Raw genomic sequence first — 23,787 nt, 5'->3', positions numbered from 1 at the left:
ATCATTGCTCCGTTCTGGTCGGCGCCGCCGCTGTCGGCTGGCTGAGGGGCAGGCGCAGGGTAAAGCAGGTGCCCTGGCCTGGCGTGGATTGCACTTCCATCTGCCCCTTGTGGTTATTGGTGATGATGAAGTACGAGACTGACAGGCCCAGCCCGGTGCCCTGGCCGATTTCCTTGGTGGTGAAGAACGGCTCGAAGGTGCGCTTGCGCACTGCCTCGGGCATGCCGACGCCGTTGTCCTCGACCTGGATTTCCGCCCATGGCGGGTTCAGCCGTGTGCGCAGTGTGATGCGCCCGGGCTCGCTGGGTTGCGGGCGTTGGTGGATGGCCTGGGCTGCGTTCTTCAGCAAGTTGAGCAGTACTTGTTCCAGCTCGTTGGCGGTGCAGGGCACCGGCCCCAGGTCGGGGTCGAACTGGCGCACGATGGCTTGACCCTTGAAGTCGAAGCCGATGGCCAGGTCGAAGTCATTGCCGGCAATTTCAAGCGCCTGATCAATCAGTGCCGGCAGCTCGCATGGCACCAGTTGGCGGTTACTGCGGCGGCTGAAGCTGAGCATGTGGGTGACGATCTTCGCCGCGCGGGCTCCGGCCTGCTGAATGCCGTCTAGCAGTTGCGGCACCTCGCGGCTGTCCAGATAGCGGTTGATCGTGGCCAGGTCGATGCCCAGCTCTTCGGCCTGTTCCTGGTTGCGCGGCAGGTCGGACGACAGGCGCCGGCGAATGTTCTGCACGTTGTGCAGGATAGCGCCCAGCGGGTTGTTGATTTCATGCGCCATGCCGGCAGCCAGGCCACCGACCGAGAGCATTTTTTCCGACTGCACCATCATCTCTTCCAATGACAGACGCTGGGTGATGTCGTCGATACGAATGACCACGCCGCGCCCACCGCCGCCGGTCAGTGGGTAGAAGGTCAGGGCGTAGTGGCGCAGGTCGTCGCCCTTGGGCCAGGTTACCCGCTCGATCTTCGCCACTCGATGCTTTTCCACGGTTTCCTTCAGCTGCGGGAGGAACGGCTTCAGCGGCTCGAACGCAATGAACACCGGCTGGTTGAGTGCCTCGTCCAGTGGCGTGCCGGAAAGCACCGTAGCTTCGTGGTTCCATTGGGTCACGTAAAGCTGTTCGTCGAGGGCAATCAGTGCCGAGGGCATCGAGTCGATGATGCTGTTGAGGTAGTTCTGGAAACCGGTGAGTTTTTTCTCGATCTTGCTGCGTACCTGCACTTCCAGTTCCAGCTTGCGGTTGGTGTGGCGGGTTTCCTCGGCAAGGCCCTGAGCCTGGTCGTAGGCGCTCTGGAACTCATCGCGGGCGCTCTTGAGCTGCTGCTCACGGGCCTCGATGCGCGACAGCATGGTGTTGAAGGCCTCGGCCAGGCTGCCGATTTCATCGTCGTTGCCGCGCTGGGCGCGCAAGGCGTAGCTCTCTTCGCGGGTAACCTGACGGCTGAGTTCCTCAAGCTGGTTGATCGGTTGTGTGATCAGGCGCTTGATCTGCCGGGCGATGACGATCCATAGCAGGACACTGAATACCAGGATGCCCAGGCTGGCGCTGAGTGTGCCGGTGTAGAAGGCCATGGGCAGTTCGCTGCTGGCTACCAGTAGCAAGTGTGCCGGTGGGTTGGCATCGCGGGGGATGCGGATCAACTGAGTGCTGCGAAACTCCATCAGGCGCCAGCCGTCGATGTTTCGAAAACGCTTGGGCAGGGCCAGCGGCTCGCCGTGCTGCAACTGCGCCAGCATCCGCCCATCGCCACCGTAGACGGCGGCGGCACGCAGCGGTGTGTAATTGTCCAGTTCCTTGAGCAGGGCATTGGCAGTGTCCGGGGTGTCGCCGGCGCGGGCTGCAAGCTGTGGATTGGCTACCAGTCGGCCGATGGTCTGCAGAGCCTGCGGCGCCATGCTTTCCTGGGTGATCCAGTAGGCGGCGCTGATGAAAGTGAGGTTGGCCACCAGCAAGATGGTCACCAGCAATACCAGCAGGGCCGCCAGCAGCTTCTGCCCGACCGGGAGGTTTTCCAGGCGTTGGCGCAAGGTCATGGGCAAGGCAATGTCCGTATCCGGTTGAAGGGGCGCGTCAGTCGCAGGGCAAACCACGCACGCGCAGGTTTTCGACCAAGCGCTGCAGCAGGTGTTCCAGCTGCGGCAGTTGCAGGCCATGACGGGTGGCTGCGCGGCAAGCATGGCCGAGCAGGTAGTGCAACTCGGTGCGCCGTCCTGCATGCACGTCCTGGTACATGGAAGAGTAGTTGCCTGCGGTGGCCAGGATTACCCGCTGCACTTCTTCGTCCAGCCCCTCGGCTGCTTGCGGCTGGCCGCAACGGTGCAGCAGCCGGGCCAGCTCGACGCACAGGGCCTGAACTTCACCCAGGTGTCCCAGCAGCCCGCCATTCTGGCAATCGTGAAGCACGGTCAGCGGGTTGATGGCGCAATTGAGCGCCAGCTTGCGCCACAGGCGGGTGAGTATGTCCACTGTCCATTCAGCGGGGATACCGGCTTCGTGCAGGTCATCGAACCACGTAGGGATCATGGGGTTACGTGGGTCGCCCAGCCAGTTGAAGCCATGGCCGGCAAAGCGCACCTGCCAGTCCCCCTCGCGGAAGGCGCCTTCGGTGCTGGAGACGAAGATGCAGCGAGCGTGCGGCACCAGGTCGGCGACCTCATCCTGGCTGCCCAGGCCATTCTGCAACAGCAGCACTTCGGCGCTCTCGGCCAGCCGCGGCGCTACACCGGCAATCGCCGGGGCAGCGTCATAGGCTTTGCAGGCCACCAGCAGGCGGTGGATCGGGCCTTGCGCCTGCGCGGTTTCTGCAGGTATGGCGTAGTGCCGGGTTTGCTCTTGCTCGACCAAAGTCAGGCCGCCAGCCTGCTGATAAGCCTGCAACCGTTGCCCATCACGCAGGATCAGGCGCACAGCCTTGCCTGCGCGTGCCAGTCGGCAGGCCCACAGACTGCCCAGGCTACCGGCGCCGAGAATATGCCAGGTGCTGCTCATATGCGTTTCGCAACCCGTTATAATGAGCCCGCATTTTAACCTTCAAACCCAGCGCGCTCCATCTTCAGCCTGAGCGCGCTTTTATTTTGGGAGAACCACCATGCCTTCGTTCGACGTGGTATCGGAACTGGACAAGCACGAAGTGCAGAACGCGGTCGACAACGCCATCAAGGACCTGGACCGCCGCTACGACCTCAAGGGCAAAGGCACCTTCGAGTTCAAGGACAAAGAGCAGACCGTGATGCTCACCGCGGAGGAAGAGTTCCAGCTCGAGGCGATGCTGGAAATCCTGCGCCTGGCGCTGGTCAAGCGCAAGATCGACGTGAAGTGCCTGGAAACCAAGGACCCTTACGCCTCCGGCAAGGAAAAGAAACAGGAAGCCAAGTTCCGCGAAGGCATCGACAAGGACCTGGCGAAAAAGATCGTTGCCACCATCAAGGATGGCAAGCTGAAAGTACAGGCCGCCATCCAGGGTGAGCAGGTACGGGTAACCGGCAAGAAGCGTGACGACCTGCAGGAAGCCATTGCCCTGCTGCGCACCAAGGAATTCGACATGCCGCTGCAGTTCAACAACTTCCGCGACTGATGTGGGGGTGGCCCGGAACCCCGATGGCCAAATGATGTCCATGGGGGCCGGGGTTGCGTAATAACACGCGCGGCCTGTTCTACCGTGTACTTGCCGCTCGGCATCAGGAGATGAATATGGATTTGAACGCTGAGGTCGATCAGCTCGTCCGCCAATCCCAGACGTGGATCCCTTTGATCATGGAATACGGCAGCCGTGTGCTGCTGGCACTGCTGACCCTGGCGGTTGGCTGGTGGATCATCAACAAGGTCAGCGCCCGCCTCGGCAAGCTGGTTGGCCTGCGCAACGCCGACCTGGCGCTGCAGGGCTTCATCAGCTCTCTGGCGAACATCGTGCTGAAGGTGCTGCTATTGGTCAGCGTGGCCTCGATGATCGGCATCGAGACCACCTCGTTCGTCGCAGCCATCGGTGCCGCAGGCCTGGCCATCGGCCTGGCCTTGCAGGGCAGCCTGGCGAACTTCGCCGGTGGTGTGCTGATTCTGATGTTCCGCCCGTTCCGTATCGGCGACTGGATCGAGGCGCAAGGCGTTGCCGGCACCGTCGACAGTATCCAGATCTTCCACACCGTGCTGCGCACCAGTGACAACAAGACGGTCATCATGCCTAATGGCAGCCTGTCCAACGGCATCATTACCAACACCAACCGCCAGCCGACGCGCAAGGTGGTGTTCGATGTGGGCGTTGACTACGAGGCCGACCTGCAGACGGCCCGCAATGTGTTGCTGGAGCTGGCAAAGGACCCACGTGTTCTGCAAGACCCGGCACCGCAGGCGGTCGTGTCGACGCTGGGTGACAGCTCGATCACCGTATCGCTGCGCTTGTGGACCAAGACCTCCGATTACTGGGACGTGATGTTCATGCTCAACGAGTATGCGCGTGACCGGTTGAAGGCCGAAGGGATCGACATTCCGTTTCCGCAGCGGGTTATTCGCGTGGTGCAGGAGACTGCAACGCAGTAATACCGCGTCAAAGCCGGGGCCGCAAAGCGGCCCCGACTTTTTTCCTACCCTGATTACACTTGTTCACAGCAATTTCCAACAATTTCTGGCATATACCCTGACCCCGCCTGCCACACCCGATATGCCATCATGAAACCACTGCTGTATATCACCCCTCTGCGCGCCTTGCTGTTCGGCCTGACCCTGGCCCTGTTCGAACTGCTGACCTACCTGGCCAGCGACGCGGTCATGCCGGCCATGCCGGTCGTGGTCGGCGACCTCGACGCCAGCCCTGAATACATACCCCATGCCCTCAACCTGTACCTGTTGGGGGGCGTGGTACTGCAATGGCTGATCGGCCCGCTGGCCGACCGCTATGGACGGCGCCCGCTGCTGCTGGTCGGTTGCGCATTCTTTGGCCTGGCCTGCCTGGCCACCTTCTGGGTTCAGGACATCGGCCTGTTTAACCTGTTGCGCCTGTTGCAGGGTATTGGCCTGGGCTTTGTGGTCACTGTCAGCTACCCGGCCCTGAACGAGGCTTTCAGCGAGGCTGATGCCGTACGCATGATGGCCCTGTTGGCCAACATCGCCTTGCTGTCGCCCCTGCTCGGGCCGCTGGTGGGCACCTTGCTGCTGCAATGGCTGGACTGGCGCTGGCTGTTCGTGGCGTTCGCCATCGGCGCAGTGCTGGCCTGGCTGCTGCTGTACCGCCTGATGCCGGAAACCCTGGGCGTGGAGCGCCGTGACGGCTCGCGGCTGGCGTTCACGCCGATTCACCTGCTGCCACTGTTGGCGGGCTATGGCCAGTTGCTGGCCAACCGACGCTTCGTTGCAGGGAGCGCCGCCCTTGGGTTGGTCGGCTTACCGCTGATTGGCTGGATCGGCCTGTCGCCGGTGCTGCTGATTCACGATGAGGGGTTGAGTACCCTGGAGTATGCCTTGTGGCAGTTGCCGGTGTTTGGCGGGCTGATCCTCGGTAACCTGATCATCAACCGTATTGCTGATCGCTACCCACTGCCAGCCTTGGTGCGTGGCGCGCTCTGGCCATACCTGGCCGGCCTGTGCCTTATGGTGCTGGCGACCTGGTACTGGTCGAGCGTGACCAGTGTGGTGGCCGGCATGTCGCTGTACGCGCTGGGGTTGGGCGTGGCCAATGCGGTGCTGTACCGCATGACGCTGTTCTCCAGTGAACAGAGCAAGGGTCTAGTTTCGGCCATGCTGGGGATGATCACCATTGCCCTGCTTGGGCTCGGCGGGGCGCTGCTGGCGATGATTGGCGCTGGTGCCAGCTTGCTGCATTTTGCCCTGGCGGCGAGCGTGGCGGGGGCGTTGGCGCTGTGGCCGCTGTGGTTTGTGGTGGGTGGGCGGCCTGGGGAAGGGGCTGTAGCTCGATAATCGGTATTGCCTGTGCCGGCCTCTTCGCGGGTGAACCCGCTCCTACAAGGCGACGCGGCCCGGCCTCTTTGCGGGTGAACCCGCTCCTACAAGGCGATGAGGCCCGGCCTCTTCGCGGGTAAACCCGCTCCTACAAGGCGACGCGGCCCGGTGTAGGAGCGGGTTCACCCGCGAAGAGGCCTGCACAGGCAACACAAACCTTCAGGGCCGTTCAGCCGCTGAGTGTTCCTCTGCCACCGGCGTCCCCCGCCCGGCCTCCTGACGCCACTGCAGGGCAATCAGAATCAGCGTAGGCACCCCTAGCAGAGCGGTGATCAGGAAGAAGTCGTGGTAGCCGAACTTCTCCACCATAACGCCTGAATACCCGCCGATCAGCCGTGGCAACAGCAGCATGATCGAACTGAGCAGCGCGTACTGGGTCGCCGAGAACTTCAGGTTGGTCAGGCTTGACAGGTAGGCCACAAAGGCCGAGGTAGCCATGCCGGAACTGAAGTTGTCCAGTGAGATGGTCACCACCAGCATTTCCAGGTTCGGACCCATGTCAGCCAGCATCAGGAACAGGATGTTGGTGCCGGCAGAAGCTACGCCGCCGATGAACAGGATGGGCATGATGCCGAAACGCACGATCAGCAGGCCCCCAACTCCGGCGCCTACCAGGGTCATGATCAGACCGAAGATCTTGCTGACGCTGGCAATCTGGTCCTTGGTGAAGCCCATGTCGATATAGAACACGTTGGCCATCACCCCCATCACCGTGTCCGACATGCGATAGGTGGCGATCAGGCCTAGCAGCAGCAGAGCCTGCCAGCGGTAGCGGGTTATAAAGTCGTTGATCGGAGTCAGCACGGGGGCCAGGCCGCGACGGCCAAGGCTCGACAGGCATGCCCAGGACAGCAGCACGTAGAGGATCAGGCGCAGGAAGGCGCGGTCTTCCAGCAGCAGGTCGAGCGGCGTGGCATCACCGGAGATCACGCTGGACCAGCCGGTGTTGAACATCTGGGTGAAGCTGGCCGGTACCGAGACCAGCAGGATGATCAGCACGAACACCGAGGCCATCTGATGCACCAGCCCGTAGCGCGCTGCCGACAGCTGCGTGCGCATGGGCACTGGCGGTTCGCGCATGACCAAGGTGGTGAACAGGGCGGGCAGCATCATCACCCCGAACATCACGTACGTGCCGGCCCAGGCCTTGTGCAGGTAGCTGAAGCCGGTAGAGCCGAACCACTCGGCGAAGAATAGGGCACCGGCCGTGGCGAGCAAGGCAGCTACCCGATAACCGGCCATGTAGCTGGCAGCGAGCGCGGCCTGGCGCTGGTCGTCAGCGATTTCCAGGCGGTAGGCGTCGACAGCGATGTCCTGGGTAGCCGAGGCGAAGGCCACCAGTACGGCCATGGCAATCAGCCAGGAGAGGTGTTGTTGCGGGTCGCACAGGCTCATGCCGACCAGCCCGATTACCACCAGCGCTTGCGACAACAGCAGCCACGAACGCCGGCGCCCGAGGCCGCCAAGCAACGGCAGGCGCCATTGGTCGAGCAGCGGTGACCAGACCCACTTGAAGGCGTAGGCCAAGCCAATCAGGCTGGCATAACCGATGGTTTCACGGGCAACGCCGGCTTCGCGCAACCATACCGACAGGGTCGAGAACACCAGCATGTACGGCAGGCCGGCGGCGAAACCGAGTAGCAAAAGTACCAAGGTTGACGGGCTGGCATAGGCAGCAAGCGCAGCGCGCCAGGTTTTACGGGGCATGGGCCAACATCTGCCTCAAGTTTTCGAAAACAAAGCGCGCACTCTAACCGCTGTGCTCCATTGGGCGCCAGCCATGGCGCGTCATATCCACACGATTGTTGCTTACATTCACACCTTCCCCGCGTAACCGCGCCCGTTGCTCATCGCCTGACGGGGTACCCAGCGCCAGGCTCAGCCGGCCACCCGCGCCGAGCACCCGATGCCAAGGCAGGCGAGTGTCTGCAGGCAACTGCCCCAGAGTGCGCCCAACCCAGCGCGCCGCACGGCCAAGCCCAGCCAGTTCGGCCAGTTGGCCATAGCTCACCACCTTGCCGGGTGGTACTTGGCCAAGTACGGAATACAGCGCCGTTCGTCGGCCCTCGGCCGAATCAAGGGCGTGCTCATATCCATCAGACATCTCGCCCGCCTTGGGCTGCAGATGAAACCGGACCGGTGGTCCGGCAAATGAGAGTTGAACTCAACGGAATGCTCCCGGTCTGTCCTTGCTCTGGTGGTCGGTATCTGGATAATGCCCGGCTTTTTCGTCAAATCGAACCCATAGTCCGCAAATAAAGCCTGTTTATGAATTCTAGATCCTTGTTGTGCCTTCTTGCTGTTTCCCTGTGTGCCTCTCCGGTGTTCGCCGACACTGTGTGGATGAAGAACGGTGACCGGCTGAGTGGCAAGATCAAGGTCTTCGACGGCGGCAAGCTGCTGCTGGAAACCCCTTATGGCGGGTCCATCGCCCTGGACTGGAAACAGGTCCAGACGCTGGAAAGCGATCAGGAGATGCTGGTCAAGCAGGACGCCTACAGCGGAGAGAAAGCCAAGTCACTCAAGGCCGCCGAGCCAGGCAAGGTGACCTTGGCCAATGGCGAGGCACCGAAGACGGTGGAGCTGGCCAGTATCGAGCAGATCATGAAGCCCAGGCCGCTGGTCGAGGATTTCGTGTGGAAAGGCAATGTCGACGTGGCGCTGGACTACAAGCGCGCCGAGAACGACACCGACGATTATGACGTGGGCTTCAAGACCACTGCCCGCCATGGCCGCTGGCGGCACAACGCCGAGGGTGAGTACAACCGCGAGACCAAGGACGACGTCACCACCACCAACAACTGGAGCGCCGAGTACGCCCTGGACCGCTTCATGACCGAGAAGTGGTTCTGGCAGGGGCGTGCGGAATACAAGCGCGATCACATCGAAGACCTGGCCCGCCAGCGCACCGTGGGTACCGGCCCGGGTTACCAGTTCTGGGACGATGAGCTGGGTGCGTTCTCGCTGGGCTCACTGATCAACCGCACTGATTTCGAGTATCGGGACGGCGGCAAGGATAATTTCTATTCTGCGGCCGTGAAGTGGGATTACACCCGCTACCTGATCGGCAAGAACGTGCAGCTGTTCACCAACGGCGAGTTCGCCAAGCCGCTGGGTGGCGTGGCCGACTACTCGCTGGATGCCGAGGTTGGCCTGCGCTACAAGGTCACCGAGTGGGCCTCGCTCAACCTCAAGGCAGAGAAGGATATCATCACGGGCACGCGTGAAAGTGACCTGGACAAGACACGCTATACCGCGGGCTTCGGCGTTACCTGGTAAGGCGTCTGGATGCAGGTCAGTGGCACAGGCAGCTGATAATGCTTATCTTGTCCCCAACCCGTCCGCCAGGAGCCGCCCTCAAGTGAGTACCAACGCCATCCGCCCCGCCCGGGAACTGCTGCTCAAGGAATACCGAGGCGTGCTTTCGACACATTCCAGGTCGATGCCTGGCTACCCCTTCGGTTCGGTCGTGCCGTACTGCCTGGACGCCCAGGGCACCCCGCTGATCCTGATCAGCCGCATTGCCCAGCACACCCACAACCTGCAGAAGGACCCCAAGTGTTCGCTGCTGGTGGGTGAGCGCGAGGCTGAAGATGTGCAGGCGGTAGGGCGGCTGACGGTGATGGCCGAAGCGCACAAGCTGGTCGACGAGGCCGTCATCGAGGCTGCCGCCGAACGCTATTACCGCTATTTCCCGGACGCAGCCAACTACCACAAGGCCCACGACTTCGATTTCTGGGTGCTGCAGCCGGTGCGCCACCGTTACATCGGCGGTTTCGGTGCGATCCACTGGCTTGACCATGTGACCTTGGCCAACCCGTTCGCCGGCAAGGCCGAGGGGAGCATGATCGAACACATGAACAGCGATCACACCAGTGCCATTGCCCACTACGTCGAATTGACCGGGTTGCCACAACATGTACCGGCGCAGATGGTCGGGGTAGACAGTGAAGGTATGCACCTGCGCATCGGCCAGGCAGTGCACTGGTTGCCTTTCCCGACTACTTGCAACACGCCGACACAAGTCCGCGAGGCCTTGGTTTTGCTGGCTCGTGCCGACAAATGGCCGCTCGTTATGCAAGCCGAGGGTTGAAATCCGGAGCGCAGGCATCCATCTGAGGTCTTATTGGAAGGTTATCTTCCGTCGAGGAACCCTTGATGCGTGCTTTTCTACTGCTGTTTCTGATTTTTCCTGTGCTGGAGCTGTTCGTCTTCGTGAAGGTCAGCGCGGCAATCGGTTTCTTTCCGGCGTTGCTGCTGATCATCGCCGGCTCCGCCTTGGGCGTATTGGTCATGCGGGTGGCCGGCCTGGCGACTGCATTGCGCGCCCGTGAAAGCCTGCAGCGCGGTGAATTGCCCGCCGAGGACATGTTCCAGGGCATGATGCTGGCGGTGGGTGGCGGCCTGTTGCTGCTGCCCGGCTTCATCAGCGACGTGCTGGGTGTGCTGTGCCTGCTGCCATTCACCCGCCGCCTGGCGGCGCGCAAGATGCGCGAGCGTGCCGAGGCCCAGGCCATGCGCCAGCGTGCATTCCAGGACGACCCCTTCCAGGCGCAGCCGCGTGATGGCGGCCACCGCCCGAACGTGATCGAAGGCGAGTACGAGCGCCGCGACAAGTAAAAAGGACCGGGGCCGCACAAGCGGCCCCGGTTTTTTTTGGCCTGATGAAAATTTTTCTATCTCGAGCCTTGTAATTGGATGTGGCGGCCTCATGTATGTGGTCACCGCAAGGTTTCTGGTGGCAACACCAGACATTACACAGGTGGTTCGCTCACAGCGGGCCACCCCCGGCAACGCCGGACAGCATCAAAACCGCCGGTGTCGAACCGGCCGATGAAAACCACAATTTGGGAGAGATCGACAATGAAACTTCGTCCTCTGCATGACCGCGTAGTCATCCGTCGCAGCGAAGAAGAATCGAAAACCGCTGGCGGTATCGTCCTGCCGGGTTCGGCCGCTGAAAAACCAAACCGCGGCGAAGTTGTAGCCGTCGGCACCGGTCGCGTCCTGGACAACGGCGAAGTTCGCGCGCTGGCCGTGAAAGTGGGTGACAAAGTGGTTTTCGGCCCGTACTCGGGCAGCAACACCGTGAAAGTCGATGGCGAAGACCTGTTGGTCATGGCCGAGAACGAAATCCTCGCCGTTGTCGAAGGCTGATTTCCCCCCGACTTCCCGTTACTCCAAAGTTTTTCAAGGATTAAACGATCATGGCTGCTAAAGACGTAAAATTTGGTGATTCCGCCCGTAAGAAAATGCTGGTTGGTGTCAACGTTCTGGCTGACGCGGTAAAAGCGACCCTGGGCCCGAAAGGCCGTAACGTGGTACTGGCCAAGAGCTTCGGCGCCCCGACCATCACCAAGGACGGCGTTTCCGTCGCCAAAGAAATCGAGCTGAAAGACGCTTTCGAAAACATGGGCGCCCAGCTGGTCAAGGAAGTTGCTTCCAAGGCCAACGACGCTGCCGGTGACGGCACCACCACCGCTACCGTTCTGGCTCAGGCCATCGTCAACGAAGGCCTGAAAGCCGTCGCTGCCGGCATGAACCCGATGGACCTGAAGCGCGGTATCGACAAGGCCACTGCTGCCGTCGTTGCCGAGCTGAAGAACCTGTCCAAGCCATGCGCCGACTCCAAGGCCATTGCCCAGGTTGGTACCATCTCTGCCAACTCCGACAACTCCATCGGTGAAATCATCGCCGAAGCCATGGAAAAAGTCGGTAAAGAAGGCGTGATCACCGTTGAAGAAGGCTCGGGCCTGGAAAACGAACTGTCCGTCGTAGAAGGCATGCAGTTCGACCGTGGCTACCTGTCGCCGTACTTCGTCAACAAGCCGGACACCATGGTTGCCGAGCTGGAAAGCCCGCTGCTGCTGCTGGTCGACAAGAAAATCTCCAACATCCGTGAGCTGCTGCCAGTTCTGGAAGCCGTTGCCAAGGCCGGCCGCCCACTGCTGATCGTTGCCGAGGACGTTGAAGGTGAAGCGCTGGCTACCCTGGTAGTCAACAACATGCGCGGCATCGTCAAGGTTGCTGCAGTCAAGGCTCCGGGCTTCGGCGATCGCCGCAAGGCCATGCTGCAGGACATCGCTGTCCTGACTGGCGGCCAGGTCATCTCCGAAGAAATCGGCCTGTCCCTGGAAACCGCTACCCTGGAGCACCTGGGTAACGCCAAGCGCGTCATCCTGTCCAAGGAAAACACCACCATCATCGACGGTGCTGGCGCTGACACCGAGATCGAAGCACGCGTCAAGCAGATCCGTGCCCAGATCGAAGAAACTTCCTCGGACTACGACCGTGAGAAGCTGCAAGAGCGTCTGGCCAAGCTGGCTGGCGGTGTTGCCGTGATCAAGGTGGGTGCCGGCACTGAAGTTGAAATGAAAGAGAAGAAAGCCCGCGTTGAAGACGCCCTGCACGCTACCCGTGCAGCCGTTGAAGAAGGCGTGGTGCCTGGCGGTGGTGTTGCCCTGGTTCGCGCCCTGGCAGCCATCGTCGACCTGAAAGGCGACAACGAAGACCAGAACGTCGGTATCGCGCTGCTGCGTCGCGCTGTTGAATCCCCGCTGCGCCAGATCACTGCCAACGCCGGTGATGAGCCAAGCGTGGTTGCTGACAAGGTCAAGCAAGGTTCGGGCAACTACGGCTACAACGCTGCTACCGGTGAATACGGCGACATGATCGAGATGGGCATCCTGGACCCAGCCAAGGTTACTCGCTCGGCGCTGCAAGCTGCTGCTTCGATCGGCGGTCTGATGATCACCACCGAAGCCATGGTTGCCGACCTGCCGGAAGACAAGCCAGCTGCTGGCATGCCTGATATGGGCGGCATGGGTGGCATGGGCGGCATGATGTAAGCCAGCCTTACCCCCTGCACCATCAAAAAGCCCCGGTTCGCGAGAACCGGGGCTTTTTTTTATTGCTTGTCGGGGCCTCTTCGCAGCACAAAGCTGCGCTTGAGCCTTGTGCTGTGAAAAGAGTGGATCAACCGACCAGCGGATCACCGACGTGCAGAATTTTCATGCCGTTGGTGCCACCGATGGTGTGGTAGCTGTCACCCTTGGTCAGGATCACCCAGTCACCTTGCTCCACCAGGCCACGTTTGAGCAGCTCGTCGACCGCTGCCTGGCTCACCTTGTCGGCCGGCAGCGCGGCCGGGTCGAAGGCAATCGGGTACACACCACGGAACATCGAGGCGCGCGCCTGGGTAGCGCGACGCGGCGACAGGGCGAAGATCGGTACATGCGAACGCAGGCGCGACATGATCAGCGGGGTGTAGCCGCTTTCGGTCAGGGCGATGATCGCCTTTACGCCCGGGAAGTGGTTGGCAGTGTACATGGCCGCCAAGGCGATGCTTTCGTCGCAGCGCTCGAAGGTGGTGTGCAGGCGATGGCTGGACTTCTGGCTGGTCGGGTGCTTTTCGGCACCCAGGCAGATGCGTGCCATGGCCTGGACCGCTTCGATCGGGTAGGAACCGGCGGCGCTTTCGGCCGACAGCATCACCGCATCGGTGTTGTCCAGCACGGCGTTGGCCACGTCGGACACTTCAGCGCGGGTCGGCATCGGGTTCTGGATCATCGACTCCATCATCTGGGTCGCCACGATCACTGCCTTGTTGTTGCGGCGGGCGTGCTGGATGATCTTCTTCTGGATGGCGATCAACTCGGCGTCGCCGATTTCCACGCCCAGGTCACCACGGGCGACCATCACTGCGTCGGAGGCGGCGATCAGCTTGTCGAGGGTCTCGTCATCGGCAACCGCTTCGGCGCGTTCGATCTTGGCCACCAGCCAGGCGCTGCCGCCGGCTTCGTCACGCAGCTTGCGCGCGTATTCCATGTCGCTGGCGTCACGGGGGAAGGACACGGCCAGGTAGTCCAGGTCCATCTCCGCAGCCAGTTTGATGTCGGCCTTGTCTTTTTCGGTCAGGGCCGGTGCGGTCAGGCCACCACCTTTACGGTTGATGCCTTTGTGGTCCGACAGCGGGCCACCGATGATCACCACGCAGTGCAGGGCGTCTGCAGTGGCGGTTTCGACGCGCATGACCACACGGCCATCGTCGAGCAGCAGTTCGTCACCAACGCCGCAGTCCTTGACCAGGTCGGGGTAGTCGATACCGACGATGTCCTGGTTGCCTTCGGTCAGCGGGTGGGCGGTGGAGAAGGTGAACTTGTCACCGATCTTCAGTTCGATGCGCTTGTTGGCGAACTTGGCGATGCGGATCTTCGGACCCTGCAGGTCGCCCAGCAGTGCAACATGACGGCCGTTCTTGGCGGCGATGTCACGAATCAGGCGCGCGCGGGCCTTGTGCTCGTCCGGCGTGCCGTGGGAGAAGTTCAGACGTGCCACGTCCAGGCCGGCGAGGATCAGTTGTTCGATCACTTCCGGCGAGTTGCTGGCGGGGCCAAGGGTGGCGACGATTTTGGTGCGGCGGATGCTCATGCACAGACTCCTATAGTGAAGCGCAGCGAAAGGCTACTCCTGAATCTCGCTGTAGTCATTGTTCCGTTGCACTACCTACGCCCAGGGCAGGGTGGCATTTGAACGGGGCAGGGTATCCTTGCAAAAGGGTGTGAAGATTTGCAGGCAAACGCCGATACACTGGCATCAAAGGAGATCCCCATGCGAGCCCTGATCGTTTTAGCCCTGGCCGCCAGCACCGTCGGCTGCACCCGCTGGTCCATGGACCACCACCTGAACAATGCCTACCGCGCCTACGACCGCGGCGATTGCGCACGGGTCATGCTCGAACTGTCGCAGGTTGATCGCACCAGTCGTGCCCGGCCGTTCATCCACCCCGAAGTGTCATTGCTGCGCGGCCAGTGTCTGGAACGCCAGGCGTTGTACGTGGATGCGGCGCAGACCTATCAGTACCTGATCCAGCAGTACCCGGGCAACGAATATGCCTATCGCGCCCGGGCGCGCCTGCAGACCCTGGAAAAACTCGGCCATTTGCGCGGTGCTGAAACAGCCGTGGCCAACCCGGTGACGACCGTACCTTGGCGCTAACACAAAGGTGTGGTTTATTTCACGAGATTTGCTGCGCGTGCTGCGCTAATCTGTAACTCAGTTGTTACAACAACCGCCAGTACCTTGTATTCCTGGCATCAGGTACGGAATACACTCGCGATCATGTTCAACAAGCGCCACATCGAACGTCATCAGCTACCTTGTGTCCTCAAGGTATTCAACCGCTTTACCGGTCAGGAGATCGGTCAGCTAGGCAATGCCTCTGAAAATGGCTTGATGGTCATCAGCCAGCTACCCGTGTTGGTCGGGCCCGATTACGAGCTGCAACTGCGCATGCCCCTGGCTGGCGGTGGGCACCAGTTCGTCAACCTCACTGCCAGTTGCCTGTGGTGCCGTGAGGACCAGACGCCTGGGCACTACGATTCGGGCTTCATGCTGCTGCAGTCTCCGCGCGAGTACGATGATTTCGTCCGTTCGTTGCGCGACTATTTCAGTTTCCGCCCCGCCAACGCTCCCGTCTGAACGTCCATTTTTCAGAATCGCGCTAGAATCGGGTCGACCTCGATACAGGACGACCCCGTGACCTCCAGCATTTTCTGGCACGACTATGAAACCACCGGCATCAACCCGCGCTGCGATAGGCCGCTGCAGGTGGCCGGCGTGCGCACTGACTTCGACCTCAACGAGATCGACGAGCCGATCAGCCTTTACTGCCGGCCGTCGGACGACATCCTGCCGCACCCTGCGGCCTGCCTGGTGACAGGCATCACGCCGCAACTGCTGGCGGAGCAGGGGCTGTGCGAAGCCGAGTTCATGACTCGTGTGCATGCCCAGCTGGCGCAACCGGGCACCTGTGGTGCTGGCTATAACACCCTGCGCTTCGACGATGAAGTGACCCGCTACAGCCTTTACCGCAACTTCTTCGATCCGTATGCCCGTGAATGGCAGGGAGGCAATAGCCGCTGGGACCTGATCGATATTGTGCGCACCGCCTATGCCCTGCGCCCGGAAGGCATTCAATGGCCACAACAGGACGGGCGCACCAGCCTGCGTCTGGAACTGCTGAGCAAGGCCAATGGCATTGACCACGGGCATGCCCACGAGGCGCTTTCCGACGTGCGGGCAACCATTGCCCTGGCTCGCCTGATTCGGCAGAAACAACCCAAGTTGTATGACTGGCTGTTTCAGCTGCGCAGCAAGCATAAAGTGATGGAGCAGATCCGTTTGTTGCAGCCACTGGTGCATATATCCGGGCGTTTTTCTGCGGCGCGCAATTACCTGGGTGTCGTATTGCCACTAGCCTGGCACCCGCGTAATCGCAATGCACTGATTGTCTGCGACCTGCATCAGGAAACCCTACCGTTACTGCGGGAAAGTGCTGAAGTTTTGCGTCAGCGCTTGTACACCCGGCATGATGAATTGGCCGAAGGTGAATTACCGGTACCGCTCAAATTGGTGCAGATCAATCGTTGCCCGGTAGTGGCGCCGCTGTCGGTATTGCGCCCGGTCGATCAACAACGGTTGGGCCTGGACTTGACGTTGTTACAATCGCGCGGCGAACAATTGGCCAATCAACAGGCGCAATGGCAGGAAAAGCTGGAGCACATCTATGGCAAGGACGAGTTCGCCCCGAGTGAGGACCCGGAACAGCAGTTGTATGATGGTTTTATAGGTGACCGCGACCGGCGCTTATGCGAGCAAGTTCGTGCGCTGGAACCGGCGCAGTTGAGCCGTGGCCACTGGATGTTCGATGATCCGCGTTTGCCTGAACTGTTTTTCCGCTATCGGGCGCGTAACTTCCCTGAATCCCTGACCCGCGAAGAGCGGCAACGTTGGTATGGCTTCTGTCAGCAACGCCTGAGCGACCCGCAGTGGGGCGCGCCGAATACCTTGGGCGACTTCGAACAGGCACGTCAGCAAGCCTGGGAGGGCGCCGACGAGGCGGGCAGGCGAGTGTTGGAGGCCTGGCAAATGCATGCTCGACAATTGCAAGAGAACTATTCAATCGGCTGATGGCAGGTAAACAAAAACGCCGGCAATGTGCCGGCGTTTTTGTTGTGCGAAGCAAGAGGGCGTATGCGGATAATCAGTCCAGCAGGGTTGCCCAGCTTTCAACCACGTCGCCGCCCCAAGTGGCTTTCCACTCTTTCAGGGTCTTGTGGTTGCCGCCTTTGGTTTCGATCACTTCACCGTTGTGCGGGTTCTTGTATTGCTTGACCTTGCGTGCACGCTTGGTGGCAGTAGTCTTGACCGAACCACGAGGTGCCTTGCTCAGTTTCGACTCTGGGTCGAGCAGGGCAATCACGTCGCGCAGCGACTTGGAGTACTCGCCCATCAGCGTGCGCAGTTTGCCTTCGAACTCCAGTTCTTTCTTCAGCTTGTCATCCTGCGACAGATTGGCCAGGCGGGCCTGAAGTTCCTTGATGGCTTCTTCGGTAGCGCGGTACTCGTTGATCAGGGACATGGAGTGTTCCTTAATGCGTGTTCAGAAATGTGTGGGCCAATAATAGACAGGCAATACTCGCAAGTAAACATAAGAATGGGCAATTAACTGTTAATTAAGCTGTGACAGCATTTCTCTACGTGAACAAAATTTTACATACGGCCCAGGCGATTCGTCATGTCTGTCAGACAGAGCCCCGCTGCGTTTTCGCGCCTGCATATGCCATCGTGGCTGCGAACAATACTGCGTTTTTTCTGGCGGGCCGCTAGAATAGGCGCCTTTGCGAAGTTCTGGAGTCTCATTCATGCGCACCTATCGTCTGGTGATCGCCTGCCCCGACCGTGTAGGCATCGTGGCGAAAGTCAGTAATTTCCTGGCCTTGTACAATGGCTGGATCAACGAAGCCAGCCACCACTCCGATGAGCAGAGCGGTTGGTTCTTCATGCGTCATGAAATCCGCGCTGAATCGCTGCCGTTCGGTATCGAAGCTTTCCGTGAAGCGTTTGCGCCGATCGCCGAAGAGTTCTCCATGACCTGGCGCATTACCGACTCGGCTCAGAAAAAACGCGTGGTATTGATGGCCAGCCGTGAGTCGCACTGCCTGGCAGACTTGCTGCACCGCTGGCACACCGATGAACTGGACTGCGAGATCCCTTGCGTGATTTCCAACCACAACGACCTGCGCAGCATGGTCGAGTGGCACGGTATTCCGTTCTTCCATGTACCGGTCGACCCCAAGGACAAGGCCCCGGCCTTTGCCGAAGTGTCGCGTCTGGTGCAGGAGCATGCCGCCGACGTCGTGGTACTGGCCCGCTACATGCAGATCCTGCCGCCACAGCTGTGCCGGGACTATGCCGAGAAGGTGATCAACATCCACCACAGCTTCCTGCCGTCGTTCGTTGGCGCCAAGCCTTACCACCAGGCTGCCCTGCGTGGCGTGAAGCTGATCGGCGCGACTTGCCACTACGTCACCGAAGAGCTGGACGCCGGCCCGATCATCGAGCAGGATGTGGTACGTGTCAGCCATGCCGACAGCATCGAGGACATGGTCCGCTTTGGCCGTGATGTGGAGAAGATGGTGCTGGCCCGTGGCCTGCGTTATCACCTGGAAGACCGCGTGCTGGTGCATGGTAACAAGACTGTGGTGTTCGACTGACACCACGTGGTTTGCTGTGAGATTCTGGGCTGCCGTGCAGCCCTGTCGCGACAGGGGCGCACAGCGCCCCGGCAATCTTGGGTGAAACGCCAATGGCCAGGCAACGCAACAACCCCGCCGCCTCACCTCCACCGACCCTTGGCGAAGGCTGCCTGGCCCGCTATGACCCTGAAGCCCTGGATGACACGGATGGCACCGAATTCCCCGGCGCCGCCGAGCTCTGGCAACAGCTCAACCCGCCTGACGCCACCAGCGCTCCAGCAGCGGACGCCCAAGCAGGCACACAAACACCGGCCCCCCAGCCAGCAGATAAAAGTAGTAAGTAACCGCCCGCCATATCAGGATTGCCGCAGCTGCGGTCGAACTGCCCACCAATGGCGTCAACAGGCTGGCCGACGTCAGCTCGGCGGCCCCGGCTCCGCCAGGCAGCAGGCTGAATTGGCCGGCGCTGAGCGACAGCATCTGCACCAGGAAGCTGGGAATCCACTGCAGGTCCACCCCCAAGCCCCGCAGCACCAGGTACAACACGCTGTAGCGCAGCCCCCAGTGGGCGCAAGTCAGGGTGAACACCAGGCTCAACGTGCGCTTGGGCAGGCGCCAGGTCTGCGCCAGTGCTGCGACGAAGTGCAGCAGTTTGCGCGCCCAGCGGCGTTTGCGCGGCTGGCCCATCCCCATGCGCTGCAGCAACCTGCCGTTCATGCGCATTATCGGGCGCCGATAGCGCGACAGCCCGATCACCCCGGCCAACGCTGTGCACAGCAGTAACGCACTGCCCAGCAACATGCTTTCCTGGCTGTGGCCCAGGCTGTGGAACAGCGCGTAGCCGGCAATCGCCAGCATTGCGCAGAAGAAGAACACCAGGTCGTTCAGCTGGTCCATGGCAAACACGGCGCCGCTGCGTGCCGGGCTGATGCGGTCTCGCGCCAGCAGGGCCATCAGGGTCAGCGGCCCACCACTGCCGCCAGGAGTGGTGCAGATGGCAAATTCAGTGGCCATGACCACGCCCAGGCTGCGAGCATGGCTCAACTGTTTTGACTGCTCACCCAGCAACAGGCGCAGGCGCAGCGCATTGATGACCCAGCACAACAGAATCATGCCTAGCAGCATGAGCAGCAGGTGCGGGTCGAACCGGCTCAGTCGCGGCAGCAGCTCGCTACCACCCAGCAACGCTGGCACCAGTGCTGCACCCAGCAATGCCAGCGCCAACCAGGCCCAACGCTTCATGCTGCCCCCTGGCGCTCCAGCCAGGCAGATTTGGTCAACGGTTCGCGACCATCCTTCAACAGTTTCTCCAGTGTTTGCAGCCAATAATCACGGGATGAGCGATGGCGCATGTCTACAGGGTGCAACCCCATGCGTATTGTGCTTGCGCCCCGCCAGCGCTGGCATTGCCAGTCGCACAGCGTGCGGGACAGTTTGCGACGCCATGCGCTTCGGGCGCTCCAGACCAGGCCTGGCGCATCAATGGCCGTAAAGTCCGGCAAACGGTACAAATGCTGCGGTGTGCTGGTGTATTTCAGTGGCAGGCTGCACAGCGCTTGCCGCGTGCCTTGGCTCATGAGCCAGGCAGGTGCGACAAACCCTGCCACAGGCCACCCTTGGCCCTCGAACAGTGCCAGGCCCTCCTGTAGCCGGGTAAGTGCTTCGCTCTCATCAAGGCTGTAGAACTCGCCTTCATGTGTATAGATGCGCCGCATGAAGTAGTCGACGGGGTTGCGCGGTGCGGGTCCTTCGTCTGCATGGGCATAGCCGTGAAGCGCCAGTTCGTCGCCTTTGTCCAGGCGTGCGTCCAGAAGGCGGCAGAACGTAGGTGCCCGGTGCAGCGGATTACGCCGATGGAAGTCCGGGACCACCAGCCATGTCATTGGCACGTTGCCCAGCGCGTCCACGGCCTCTACGAACGGTTCATAGTCCGGCCAGGTTTCCGGGGCAACATCATGCAACACCAGCATGAGGCTGCACTGGCTCGCGGAGGGCTCAAGCATGGGCGCGCACCTGTGGCTGGTGGCCGAGCACGGCCTGGTAGTGCTGCAGCAGGCCAGCCACCACGTTATCCCACGAATAATGATGCTCTACATGGTGACGGGCCTGCACACCGAGCTCGCGTATACCTGCCTCGAACGCCTCGCGCACGGCCGACGCCATGGCCCGACCATCGTTGGGCGCGCACAGACGGCCACACTGTTCGTTGATGATTTCAGGGAACGCACCGGCGCGCACGGCCACCACGGGCGTGGCGCTGGCCATCGCTTCGAGAATGACCAGGCCGAATGTTTCCTGGTCGCCAGCATGCACCAACAAGTCGGCGCTGGCCATCAGCCGGGCCACCTCTGCAGCCGGGCAGAAGTGATCGATGACGCTGACGTTGTGCGGCACGTTGGCCGGCATGCTCGAGCCTACCAGTAACAGGTGGTAGGGATGGCCGAGTTGCCGCATGCAGTCAAGCAGCACCGGCAGGTTCTTTTCCCGCGAGCCTCGGCCGGCATAGATCAACAGGCGGCTGGTATCGGCAATGCCCAGTTCGGCACGTACATGTGGGTCGCGCCGGGCGGGGTGGAAAGTGGCAAGGTCAACGCCCAGCGGCTGCACATGGACATCGCGCACGCCTAAACGGCGTAATTTGTCGGCCATCACCTGGCTGGGGGCCAGTACCCGGTCAAAATTGCCGTATAGCTTGCTGACGTAGGCCTCGACATTGGGGGCGAACCAGTTGCCCATGCGGTTACTGACCAGTAACGGCAGGTCGGAATGGTAGAAGCCGATCACTGGCACGTCGAGCTGGCGCCGTGCTTCCAGCGCTGCCCAGGCGGTCAGGTAGGGGTCGCCAACTTCGATCAGGTCGGGCTTGAGCGTGCGCAGTGTGTTGCACCAGGGGGCCAGGCGTACCGGAAAGCGGTAGCCTTTGCCAAACGGCAAGGGCGGCGCAGGTACCTGATAGATACCATCGGCGTGTTGGGCACTGGCCCCAGGAATCAACAGGCTATGGCGTACGCCGTGAATGGCGTCGAGACGGTGATGTTTGGCATCAAGATAGGTACGTACGCCACCGCTGGCTGGGGCGTAGAACATGGTGATGTCGGCGATGTGCACGATCAGCATCCCTCCGGGATCGTCTTCGGGTCTGTCATCCGGCGTTGAATGCCGGCGATGACACGCCTAAAGGTGGACCTATCAGAAGGATAGTTTGTTCGATCAGTTTGAGAGGGGGAGTGCGCAATGCCTGGAGCAGCACAAGGGCTGCGCCAGGCGAAGGTGTAGCAGCTATCAGATACGGAAGCTGCCCACCAGGTGCTTCAGGCGGCCAGCCTGTTGCTCGAGGTCGGAGCACGCGCGCAGGGTCGCTTGCAGGTTCTCCACACCTTCCTGGTTGAGCATGTTGATCTCGCTGATGTCCATGTTGATCGCCTCGACCACGGCGGTCTGCTCTTCGGTGGCAGTGGCCACTGACTGGTTCATGCCGTCGATTTCGCCAATGCGCACGGTAACGCTGTCCAGTCGCTCACCCGCCTGGTTGGCGATCTGCATGCTGTCCTGGCTGTGGCGTTGGCTCTGGTCCATGGTATCGACCGACTCGCGGGCCCCGACCTGCAGCTCTTCGATCATGGTCTGCACTTGCTGCGCCGATTCCTGGGTGCGGTGCGCCAGGTTGCGCACCTCGTCAGCGACCACGGCAAAACCACGCCCGGCCTCACCGGCGCGGGCCGCTTCGATGGCGGCGTTTAGTGCCAGCAGGTTGGTCTGCTGGGAAATGCTGGTGATCACTTCGAGGATCTGGCCGATATTCACGGTCTTGCTGTTCAGTGTTTCGATGTGCGCGCTGGACGTGACGATCAGGTCGGACAGGCGGTTCATTGCGGCAATGTTGCGCTCGACCACTTGCTGGCCTTCTTCGGCCAGCAGGCGCGCGGAGCTTGCGTGCTGCGAAGCCTGGGCGGCGTTGCCGGCAATTTCCTGAGCCGCAGCGCCCAGTTCGTTGATGGCGGCTGCGACACTGTTGGTGCGGTTGGACTGCTCGTCGGAGTTGGTCATCGACGAGTTCGAAGCACTGATCACCCGCAGGGCCACTTCGTTGACCTGTTCGGTGGCCGAAGACACTTCGCGAATGCTGCTGTGAATACGTTCGACGAAGCGGTTGAAGGCGTTGCCGAGGACACCGAATTCGTCGTGGTTGTGGATGTGCAGGCGCTTGGTCAGGTCGCCTTCACCTTCGGCAATGTCTTCCATGGCGCGGGTCATGGTGTGCAGCGGCTGCATCAACACGCGGATCAGCAAGCCGAGCAGGCCGATGATGATCACCACCGCCACTACCGTGGCGATCACCGCAGAGGTGCGGAAGGTGCTGAGCATCGAGAAGGCCTTGTCCTTGTCCACCGACAGGCCGATGTACCAGTTTGCCGACGGCAGGCCGGTAATCGGGCTGAAGGTCAGCAGGCGGGTCTGGCCATCGCTTTGCACTTCGGTCAGCTCACCGGTCAGTTTCGGCGTGTGCTGCGGGAACAGGTCCGACAGCGACTTCATGACCAGATCTTTATCCGGGTGCACCAGGATCTTGCCCTGGTCGTTGACCAGGAAGGCGTATCCCATGCCGCCGAAGTTCAGCGAGTTGATGATCTGCACCAGGCCGTCCAGGGCCAGGTCGCCGCCCACCACGCCAACGCTGCTGGAGACCTTGTTGAGGATGCCAATGACCATCTTGTTGGTGGTCATATCGATGTACGGTTCGGTCAGGGTCGCGCCGCTGGCGTTCATGCCGTCCTTGTACCAAGGGCGGGTGCGCGGGTCGTAGCCGTCGGGCATCTTCGCGTCCGGGCGCACACTGAAACTGCCGTCGACCTTGCCCAGGTAGACCGTGAGGAAGCTGGAGGTCAGCGCATTCTGACCCATCAGGGTTTCGGCGCTGGCGGGGTTCTGGGCAATGTTCTGCGCCAGGTTTTCCACCAGTTTTATCCGGCCCTCGAACAGGTTGCGAATGTTGGTCGACGTGGAGGCGCCCATTTCAGCCAGATAGTTTTCCAGGTCCTCGCGGATCGCATTACGCTGGAGGTAATCGTTGTAGAGGGTGAAAAGGCTGAAGGCGAGTATCACGATCAGTGATGCCGCCAAAAGAATCTTGTGGCTGAAACGAAGGCTTTTGTTCATGGGCGTAATCGGTTCCGCTAAGGTTCTAATCAGGCGTTCGCACGAGTGGAGCCGTAGGTTGTGCAACATCCCGAGAAGTCCCTTTTCGGTTGTTCCTCTCTATTAAGGCGAATATCACCCACAGGTATCGGCCGAATTAAGCT

General features: G+C 61.1%; 22 protein-coding genes and 1 pseudogene. 12 read left to right on the top strand and 11 right to left on the bottom strand.

Annotation, left to right across the window (positions count from 1 at the left end):
• Window position 1: 1 nt before the first annotated feature.
• Both INQ47_RS08585 and INQ47_RS08580 read right to left on the bottom strand, forming a co-directional pair.
• Entirely contained in the window at window positions 2-2,032 is a 2,031-nt protein-coding gene (locus INQ47_RS08585) for an ATP-binding protein (protein ID WP_209969725.1), read from the bottom strand.
• Window positions 2,033-2,069: 37 nt separating this feature from the next.
• Window positions 2,070-2,987 carry a putative 2-dehydropantoate 2-reductase gene (locus INQ47_RS08580; protein ID WP_404701507.1) on the bottom strand — a complete coding sequence of 306 codons (918 nt, stop codon included), beginning with the start codon at window positions 2,985-2,987 and terminating at the stop codon, window positions 2,070-2,072.
• A 100-nt stretch (window positions 2,988-3,087) separates the two neighbouring features.
• Here INQ47_RS08580 and INQ47_RS08575 point away from each other — a divergent pair, with 100 nt between their 5' ends.
• The 3 genes from INQ47_RS08575 (at window position 3,088) to INQ47_RS08565 (ending at window position 5,906) form a co-directional block, all read left to right on the top strand.
• Window positions 3,088-3,573, top strand: a complete 486-nt coding sequence (locus tag INQ47_RS08575; RefSeq protein ID WP_016713577.1) for a YajQ family cyclic di-GMP-binding protein — start codon at window positions 3,088-3,090, stop codon at window positions 3,571-3,573.
• Window positions 3,574-3,689: 116 nt separating this feature from the next.
• Entirely contained in the window at window positions 3,690-4,532 is an 843-nt protein-coding gene (locus tag INQ47_RS08570) for a mechanosensitive ion channel family protein (RefSeq protein WP_252458656.1), read from the top strand.
• A gap of 129 nt (window positions 4,533-4,661) precedes the next feature.
• Window positions 4,662-5,906 (top strand): MFS transporter, encoded by a 1,245-nt coding sequence (locus INQ47_RS08565; protein WP_252458657.1) that lies wholly within the window; start codon window positions 4,662-4,664, stop codon window positions 5,904-5,906.
• 201 nt (window positions 5,907-6,107) lie between these two features.
• Here INQ47_RS08565 and INQ47_RS08560 read toward each other — a convergent pair whose 3' ends face one another.
• Both INQ47_RS08560 and INQ47_RS08555 read right to left on the bottom strand, forming a co-directional pair.
• Window positions 6,108-7,655 carry an AmpG family muropeptide MFS transporter gene (locus INQ47_RS08560; protein WP_103463037.1) on the bottom strand — a complete coding sequence of 516 codons (1,548 nt, stop codon included), beginning with the start codon at window positions 7,653-7,655 and terminating at the stop codon, window positions 6,108-6,110.
• Window positions 7,656-7,698: 43 nt separating this feature from the next.
• A complete protein-coding gene (locus tag INQ47_RS08555; RefSeq protein ID WP_014592266.1) occupies window positions 7,699-8,052 on the bottom strand; it encodes an MGMT family protein in 354 nt (117 codons plus the stop codon).
• 164 nt (window positions 8,053-8,216) lie between these two features.
• Between INQ47_RS08555 and INQ47_RS08550 the strand changes: the two genes are divergently transcribed.
• From INQ47_RS08550 to groL, 5 genes are all read left to right on the top strand, one after another.
• Complete coding sequence (locus tag INQ47_RS08550) at window positions 8,217-9,227, top strand: DUF481 domain-containing protein (protein ID WP_252459876.1); 1,011 nt, start codon at window positions 8,217-8,219, stop codon at window positions 9,225-9,227.
• An 82-nt stretch (window positions 9,228-9,309) separates the two neighbouring features.
• Window positions 9,310-10,041, top strand: coding sequence for a HugZ family protein (locus tag INQ47_RS08545; RefSeq protein WP_404701506.1), 732 nt, complete (start codon window positions 9,310-9,312; stop codon window positions 10,039-10,041).
• 65 nt (window positions 10,042-10,106) lie between these two features.
• Window positions 10,107-10,568: an FxsA family protein gene (locus INQ47_RS08540; protein WP_003251903.1), complete on the top strand. Its 462-nt coding sequence runs from the start codon at window positions 10,107-10,109 to the stop codon at window positions 10,566-10,568.
• Window positions 10,569-10,811: 243 nt separating this feature from the next.
• Entirely contained in the window at window positions 10,812-11,105 is a 294-nt protein-coding gene (locus INQ47_RS08535; protein WP_003251905.1) for a co-chaperone GroES, read from the top strand.
• Window positions 11,106-11,155: 50 nt separating this feature from the next.
• Window positions 11,156-12,796: a chaperonin GroEL gene (gene groL / locus INQ47_RS08530; protein WP_021785801.1), complete on the top strand. Its 1,641-nt coding sequence runs from the start codon at window positions 11,156-11,158 to the stop codon at window positions 12,794-12,796.
• Between the two features lie 127 nt (window positions 12,797-12,923).
• Here the strand turns inward: groL and pyk are convergent, their stop codons facing one another.
• Complete coding sequence (gene pyk / locus INQ47_RS08525; RefSeq protein WP_021785800.1) at window positions 12,924-14,378, bottom strand: pyruvate kinase; 1,455 nt, start codon at window positions 14,376-14,378, stop codon at window positions 12,924-12,926.
• 180 nt (window positions 14,379-14,558) lie between these two features.
• On the opposite strand from pyk, the gene INQ47_RS08520 reads away from it, so the two are divergent.
• The 3 genes from INQ47_RS08520 to sbcB all read left to right on the top strand — a co-directional run bounded on the left by INQ47_RS08520 (window position 14,559) and on the right by sbcB (window position 16,919).
• Entirely contained in the window at window positions 14,559-14,945 is a 387-nt protein-coding gene (locus tag INQ47_RS08520; protein ID WP_404701505.1) for a tol-pal system YbgF family protein, read from the top strand.
• A gap of 123 nt (window positions 14,946-15,068) precedes the next feature.
• A complete protein-coding gene (locus INQ47_RS08515; RefSeq protein ID WP_252459881.1) occupies window positions 15,069-15,428 on the top strand; it encodes a PilZ domain-containing protein in 360 nt (119 codons plus the stop codon).
• A gap of 57 nt (window positions 15,429-15,485) precedes the next feature.
• Window positions 15,486-16,919: an exodeoxyribonuclease I gene (gene sbcB, locus INQ47_RS08510; RefSeq protein ID WP_252459882.1), complete on the top strand. Its 1,434-nt coding sequence runs from the start codon at window positions 15,486-15,488 to the stop codon at window positions 16,917-16,919.
• Between the two features lie 73 nt (window positions 16,920-16,992).
• On the opposite strand, the gene mvaT is transcribed toward sbcB, so the two are convergent.
• Complete coding sequence (mvaT, locus tag INQ47_RS08505) at window positions 16,993-17,370, bottom strand: histone-like nucleoid-structuring protein MvaT (RefSeq protein WP_003251920.1); 378 nt, start codon at window positions 17,368-17,370, stop codon at window positions 16,993-16,995.
• 283 nt (window positions 17,371-17,653) lie between these two features.
• Between mvaT and purU the strand changes: the two genes are divergently transcribed.
• Window positions 17,654-18,505, top strand: a complete 852-nt coding sequence (gene purU, locus INQ47_RS08500) for a formyltetrahydrofolate deformylase (RefSeq protein ID WP_003251921.1) — start codon at window positions 17,654-17,656, stop codon at window positions 18,503-18,505.
• A 231-nt stretch (window positions 18,506-18,736) separates the two neighbouring features.
• Here purU and INQ47_RS08495 read toward each other — a convergent pair whose 3' ends face one another.
• The 5 genes and pseudogenes from INQ47_RS08495 to INQ47_RS08475 all read right to left on the bottom strand — a co-directional run.
• Window positions 18,737-19,729 carry a lysylphosphatidylglycerol synthase transmembrane domain-containing protein gene (locus INQ47_RS08495; protein ID WP_404701504.1) on the bottom strand — a complete coding sequence of 331 codons (993 nt, stop codon included), beginning with the start codon at window positions 19,727-19,729 and terminating at the stop codon, window positions 18,737-18,739.
• A complete protein-coding gene (locus tag INQ47_RS08490) occupies window positions 19,726-20,490 on the bottom strand; it encodes a DUF2334 domain-containing protein (protein WP_404701503.1) in 765 nt (254 codons plus the stop codon). Before INQ47_RS08490 ends, INQ47_RS08495 begins: the two co-directional genes overlap by 4 nt.
• Window positions 20,483-21,604: a glycosyltransferase family 4 protein gene (locus INQ47_RS08485; protein ID WP_404701502.1), complete on the bottom strand. Its 1,122-nt coding sequence runs from the start codon at window positions 21,602-21,604 to the stop codon at window positions 20,483-20,485. Before INQ47_RS08485 ends, INQ47_RS08490 begins: the two co-directional genes overlap by 8 nt.
• A 165-nt stretch (window positions 21,605-21,769) precedes the next feature.
• The gene (locus tag INQ47_RS08480; RefSeq protein WP_373604725.1) at window positions 21,770-22,534 is read right to left on the bottom strand and encodes a methyl-accepting chemotaxis protein; all 765 of its coding nucleotides are present in this window, start codon (window positions 22,532-22,534) and stop codon (window positions 21,770-21,772) included.
• 93 nt (window positions 22,535-22,627) lie between these two features.
• Window positions 22,628-23,644: pseudogene (locus tag INQ47_RS08475) on the bottom strand (cache domain-containing protein); the annotation flags it as partial.
• Between the last annotated feature and the right edge of the window lie 143 nt (window positions 23,645-23,787).

Source organism: Pseudomonas sp. 3HC3 (genome assembly GCF_044904505.1).
In the GTDB taxonomy this organism is placed as follows: Bacteria; Pseudomonadota; Gammaproteobacteria; order Pseudomonadales; family Pseudomonadaceae; genus Aquipseudomonas; species Aquipseudomonas putida_Y.
This window is presented reverse-complemented; position numbering and strand designations above follow the sequence as displayed.

What these genes read in the sequence shown, in the direction of transcription:
- INQ47_RS08585 (WP_209969725.1), bottom strand. Translation starts at nt 2,032, where the DNA reads ATGACCTTGCGCCAACGCCTGGAAAACCTCCCGGTCGGGCAGAAGCTG.
- INQ47_RS08580 (WP_404701507.1), bottom strand. Translation starts at nt 2,987, where the DNA reads ATGAGCAGCACCTGGCATATTCTCGGCGCCGGTAGCCTGGGCAGTCTG.
- INQ47_RS08575 (WP_016713577.1), top strand. Translation starts at nt 3,088, where the DNA reads ATGCCTTCGTTCGACGTGGTATCGGAACTGGACAAGCACGAAGTGCAG.
- INQ47_RS08570 (WP_252458656.1), top strand. Translation starts at nt 3,690, where the DNA reads ATGGATTTGAACGCTGAGGTCGATCAGCTCGTCCGCCAATCCCAGACG.
- INQ47_RS08565 (WP_252458657.1), top strand. Translation starts at nt 4,662, where the DNA reads ATGAAACCACTGCTGTATATCACCCCTCTGCGCGCCTTGCTGTTCGGC.
- INQ47_RS08560 (WP_103463037.1), bottom strand. Translation starts at nt 7,655, where the DNA reads ATGCCCCGTAAAACCTGGCGCGCTGCGCTTGCTGCCTATGCCAGCCCG.
- INQ47_RS08555 (WP_014592266.1), bottom strand. Translation starts at nt 8,052, where the DNA reads ATGTCTGATGGATATGAGCACGCCCTTGATTCGGCCGAGGGCCGACGA.
- INQ47_RS08550 (WP_252459876.1), top strand. Translation starts at nt 8,217, where the DNA reads ATGAATTCTAGATCCTTGTTGTGCCTTCTTGCTGTTTCCCTGTGTGCC.
- INQ47_RS08540 (WP_003251903.1), top strand. Translation starts at nt 10,107, where the DNA reads ATGCGTGCTTTTCTACTGCTGTTTCTGATTTTTCCTGTGCTGGAGCTG.
- INQ47_RS08535 (WP_003251905.1), top strand. Translation starts at nt 10,812, where the DNA reads ATGAAACTTCGTCCTCTGCATGACCGCGTAGTCATCCGTCGCAGCGAA.
- groL (WP_021785801.1), top strand. Translation starts at nt 11,156, where the DNA reads ATGGCTGCTAAAGACGTAAAATTTGGTGATTCCGCCCGTAAGAAAATG.
- pyk (WP_021785800.1), bottom strand. Translation starts at nt 14,378, where the DNA reads ATGAGCATCCGCCGCACCAAAATCGTCGCCACCCTTGGCCCCGCCAGC.
- INQ47_RS08520 (WP_404701505.1), top strand. Translation starts at nt 14,559, where the DNA reads ATGCGAGCCCTGATCGTTTTAGCCCTGGCCGCCAGCACCGTCGGCTGC.
- INQ47_RS08515 (WP_252459881.1), top strand. Translation starts at nt 15,069, where the DNA reads ATGTTCAACAAGCGCCACATCGAACGTCATCAGCTACCTTGTGTCCTC.
- mvaT (WP_003251920.1), bottom strand. Translation starts at nt 17,370, where the DNA reads ATGTCCCTGATCAACGAGTACCGCGCTACCGAAGAAGCCATCAAGGAA.
- purU (WP_003251921.1), top strand. Translation starts at nt 17,654, where the DNA reads ATGCGCACCTATCGTCTGGTGATCGCCTGCCCCGACCGTGTAGGCATC.
- INQ47_RS08495 (WP_404701504.1), bottom strand. Translation starts at nt 19,729, where the DNA reads ATGAAGCGTTGGGCCTGGTTGGCGCTGGCATTGCTGGGTGCAGCACTG.
- INQ47_RS08490 (WP_404701503.1), bottom strand. Translation starts at nt 20,490, where the DNA reads ATGCTTGAGCCCTCCGCGAGCCAGTGCAGCCTCATGCTGGTGTTGCAT.
- INQ47_RS08485 (WP_404701502.1), bottom strand. Translation starts at nt 21,604, where the DNA reads ATGCTGATCGTGCACATCGCCGACATCACCATGTTCTACGCCCCAGCC.
- INQ47_RS08480 (WP_373604725.1), bottom strand. Translation starts at nt 22,534, where the DNA reads ATGACCAACTCCGACGAGCAGTCCAACCGCACCAACAGTGTCGCAGCC.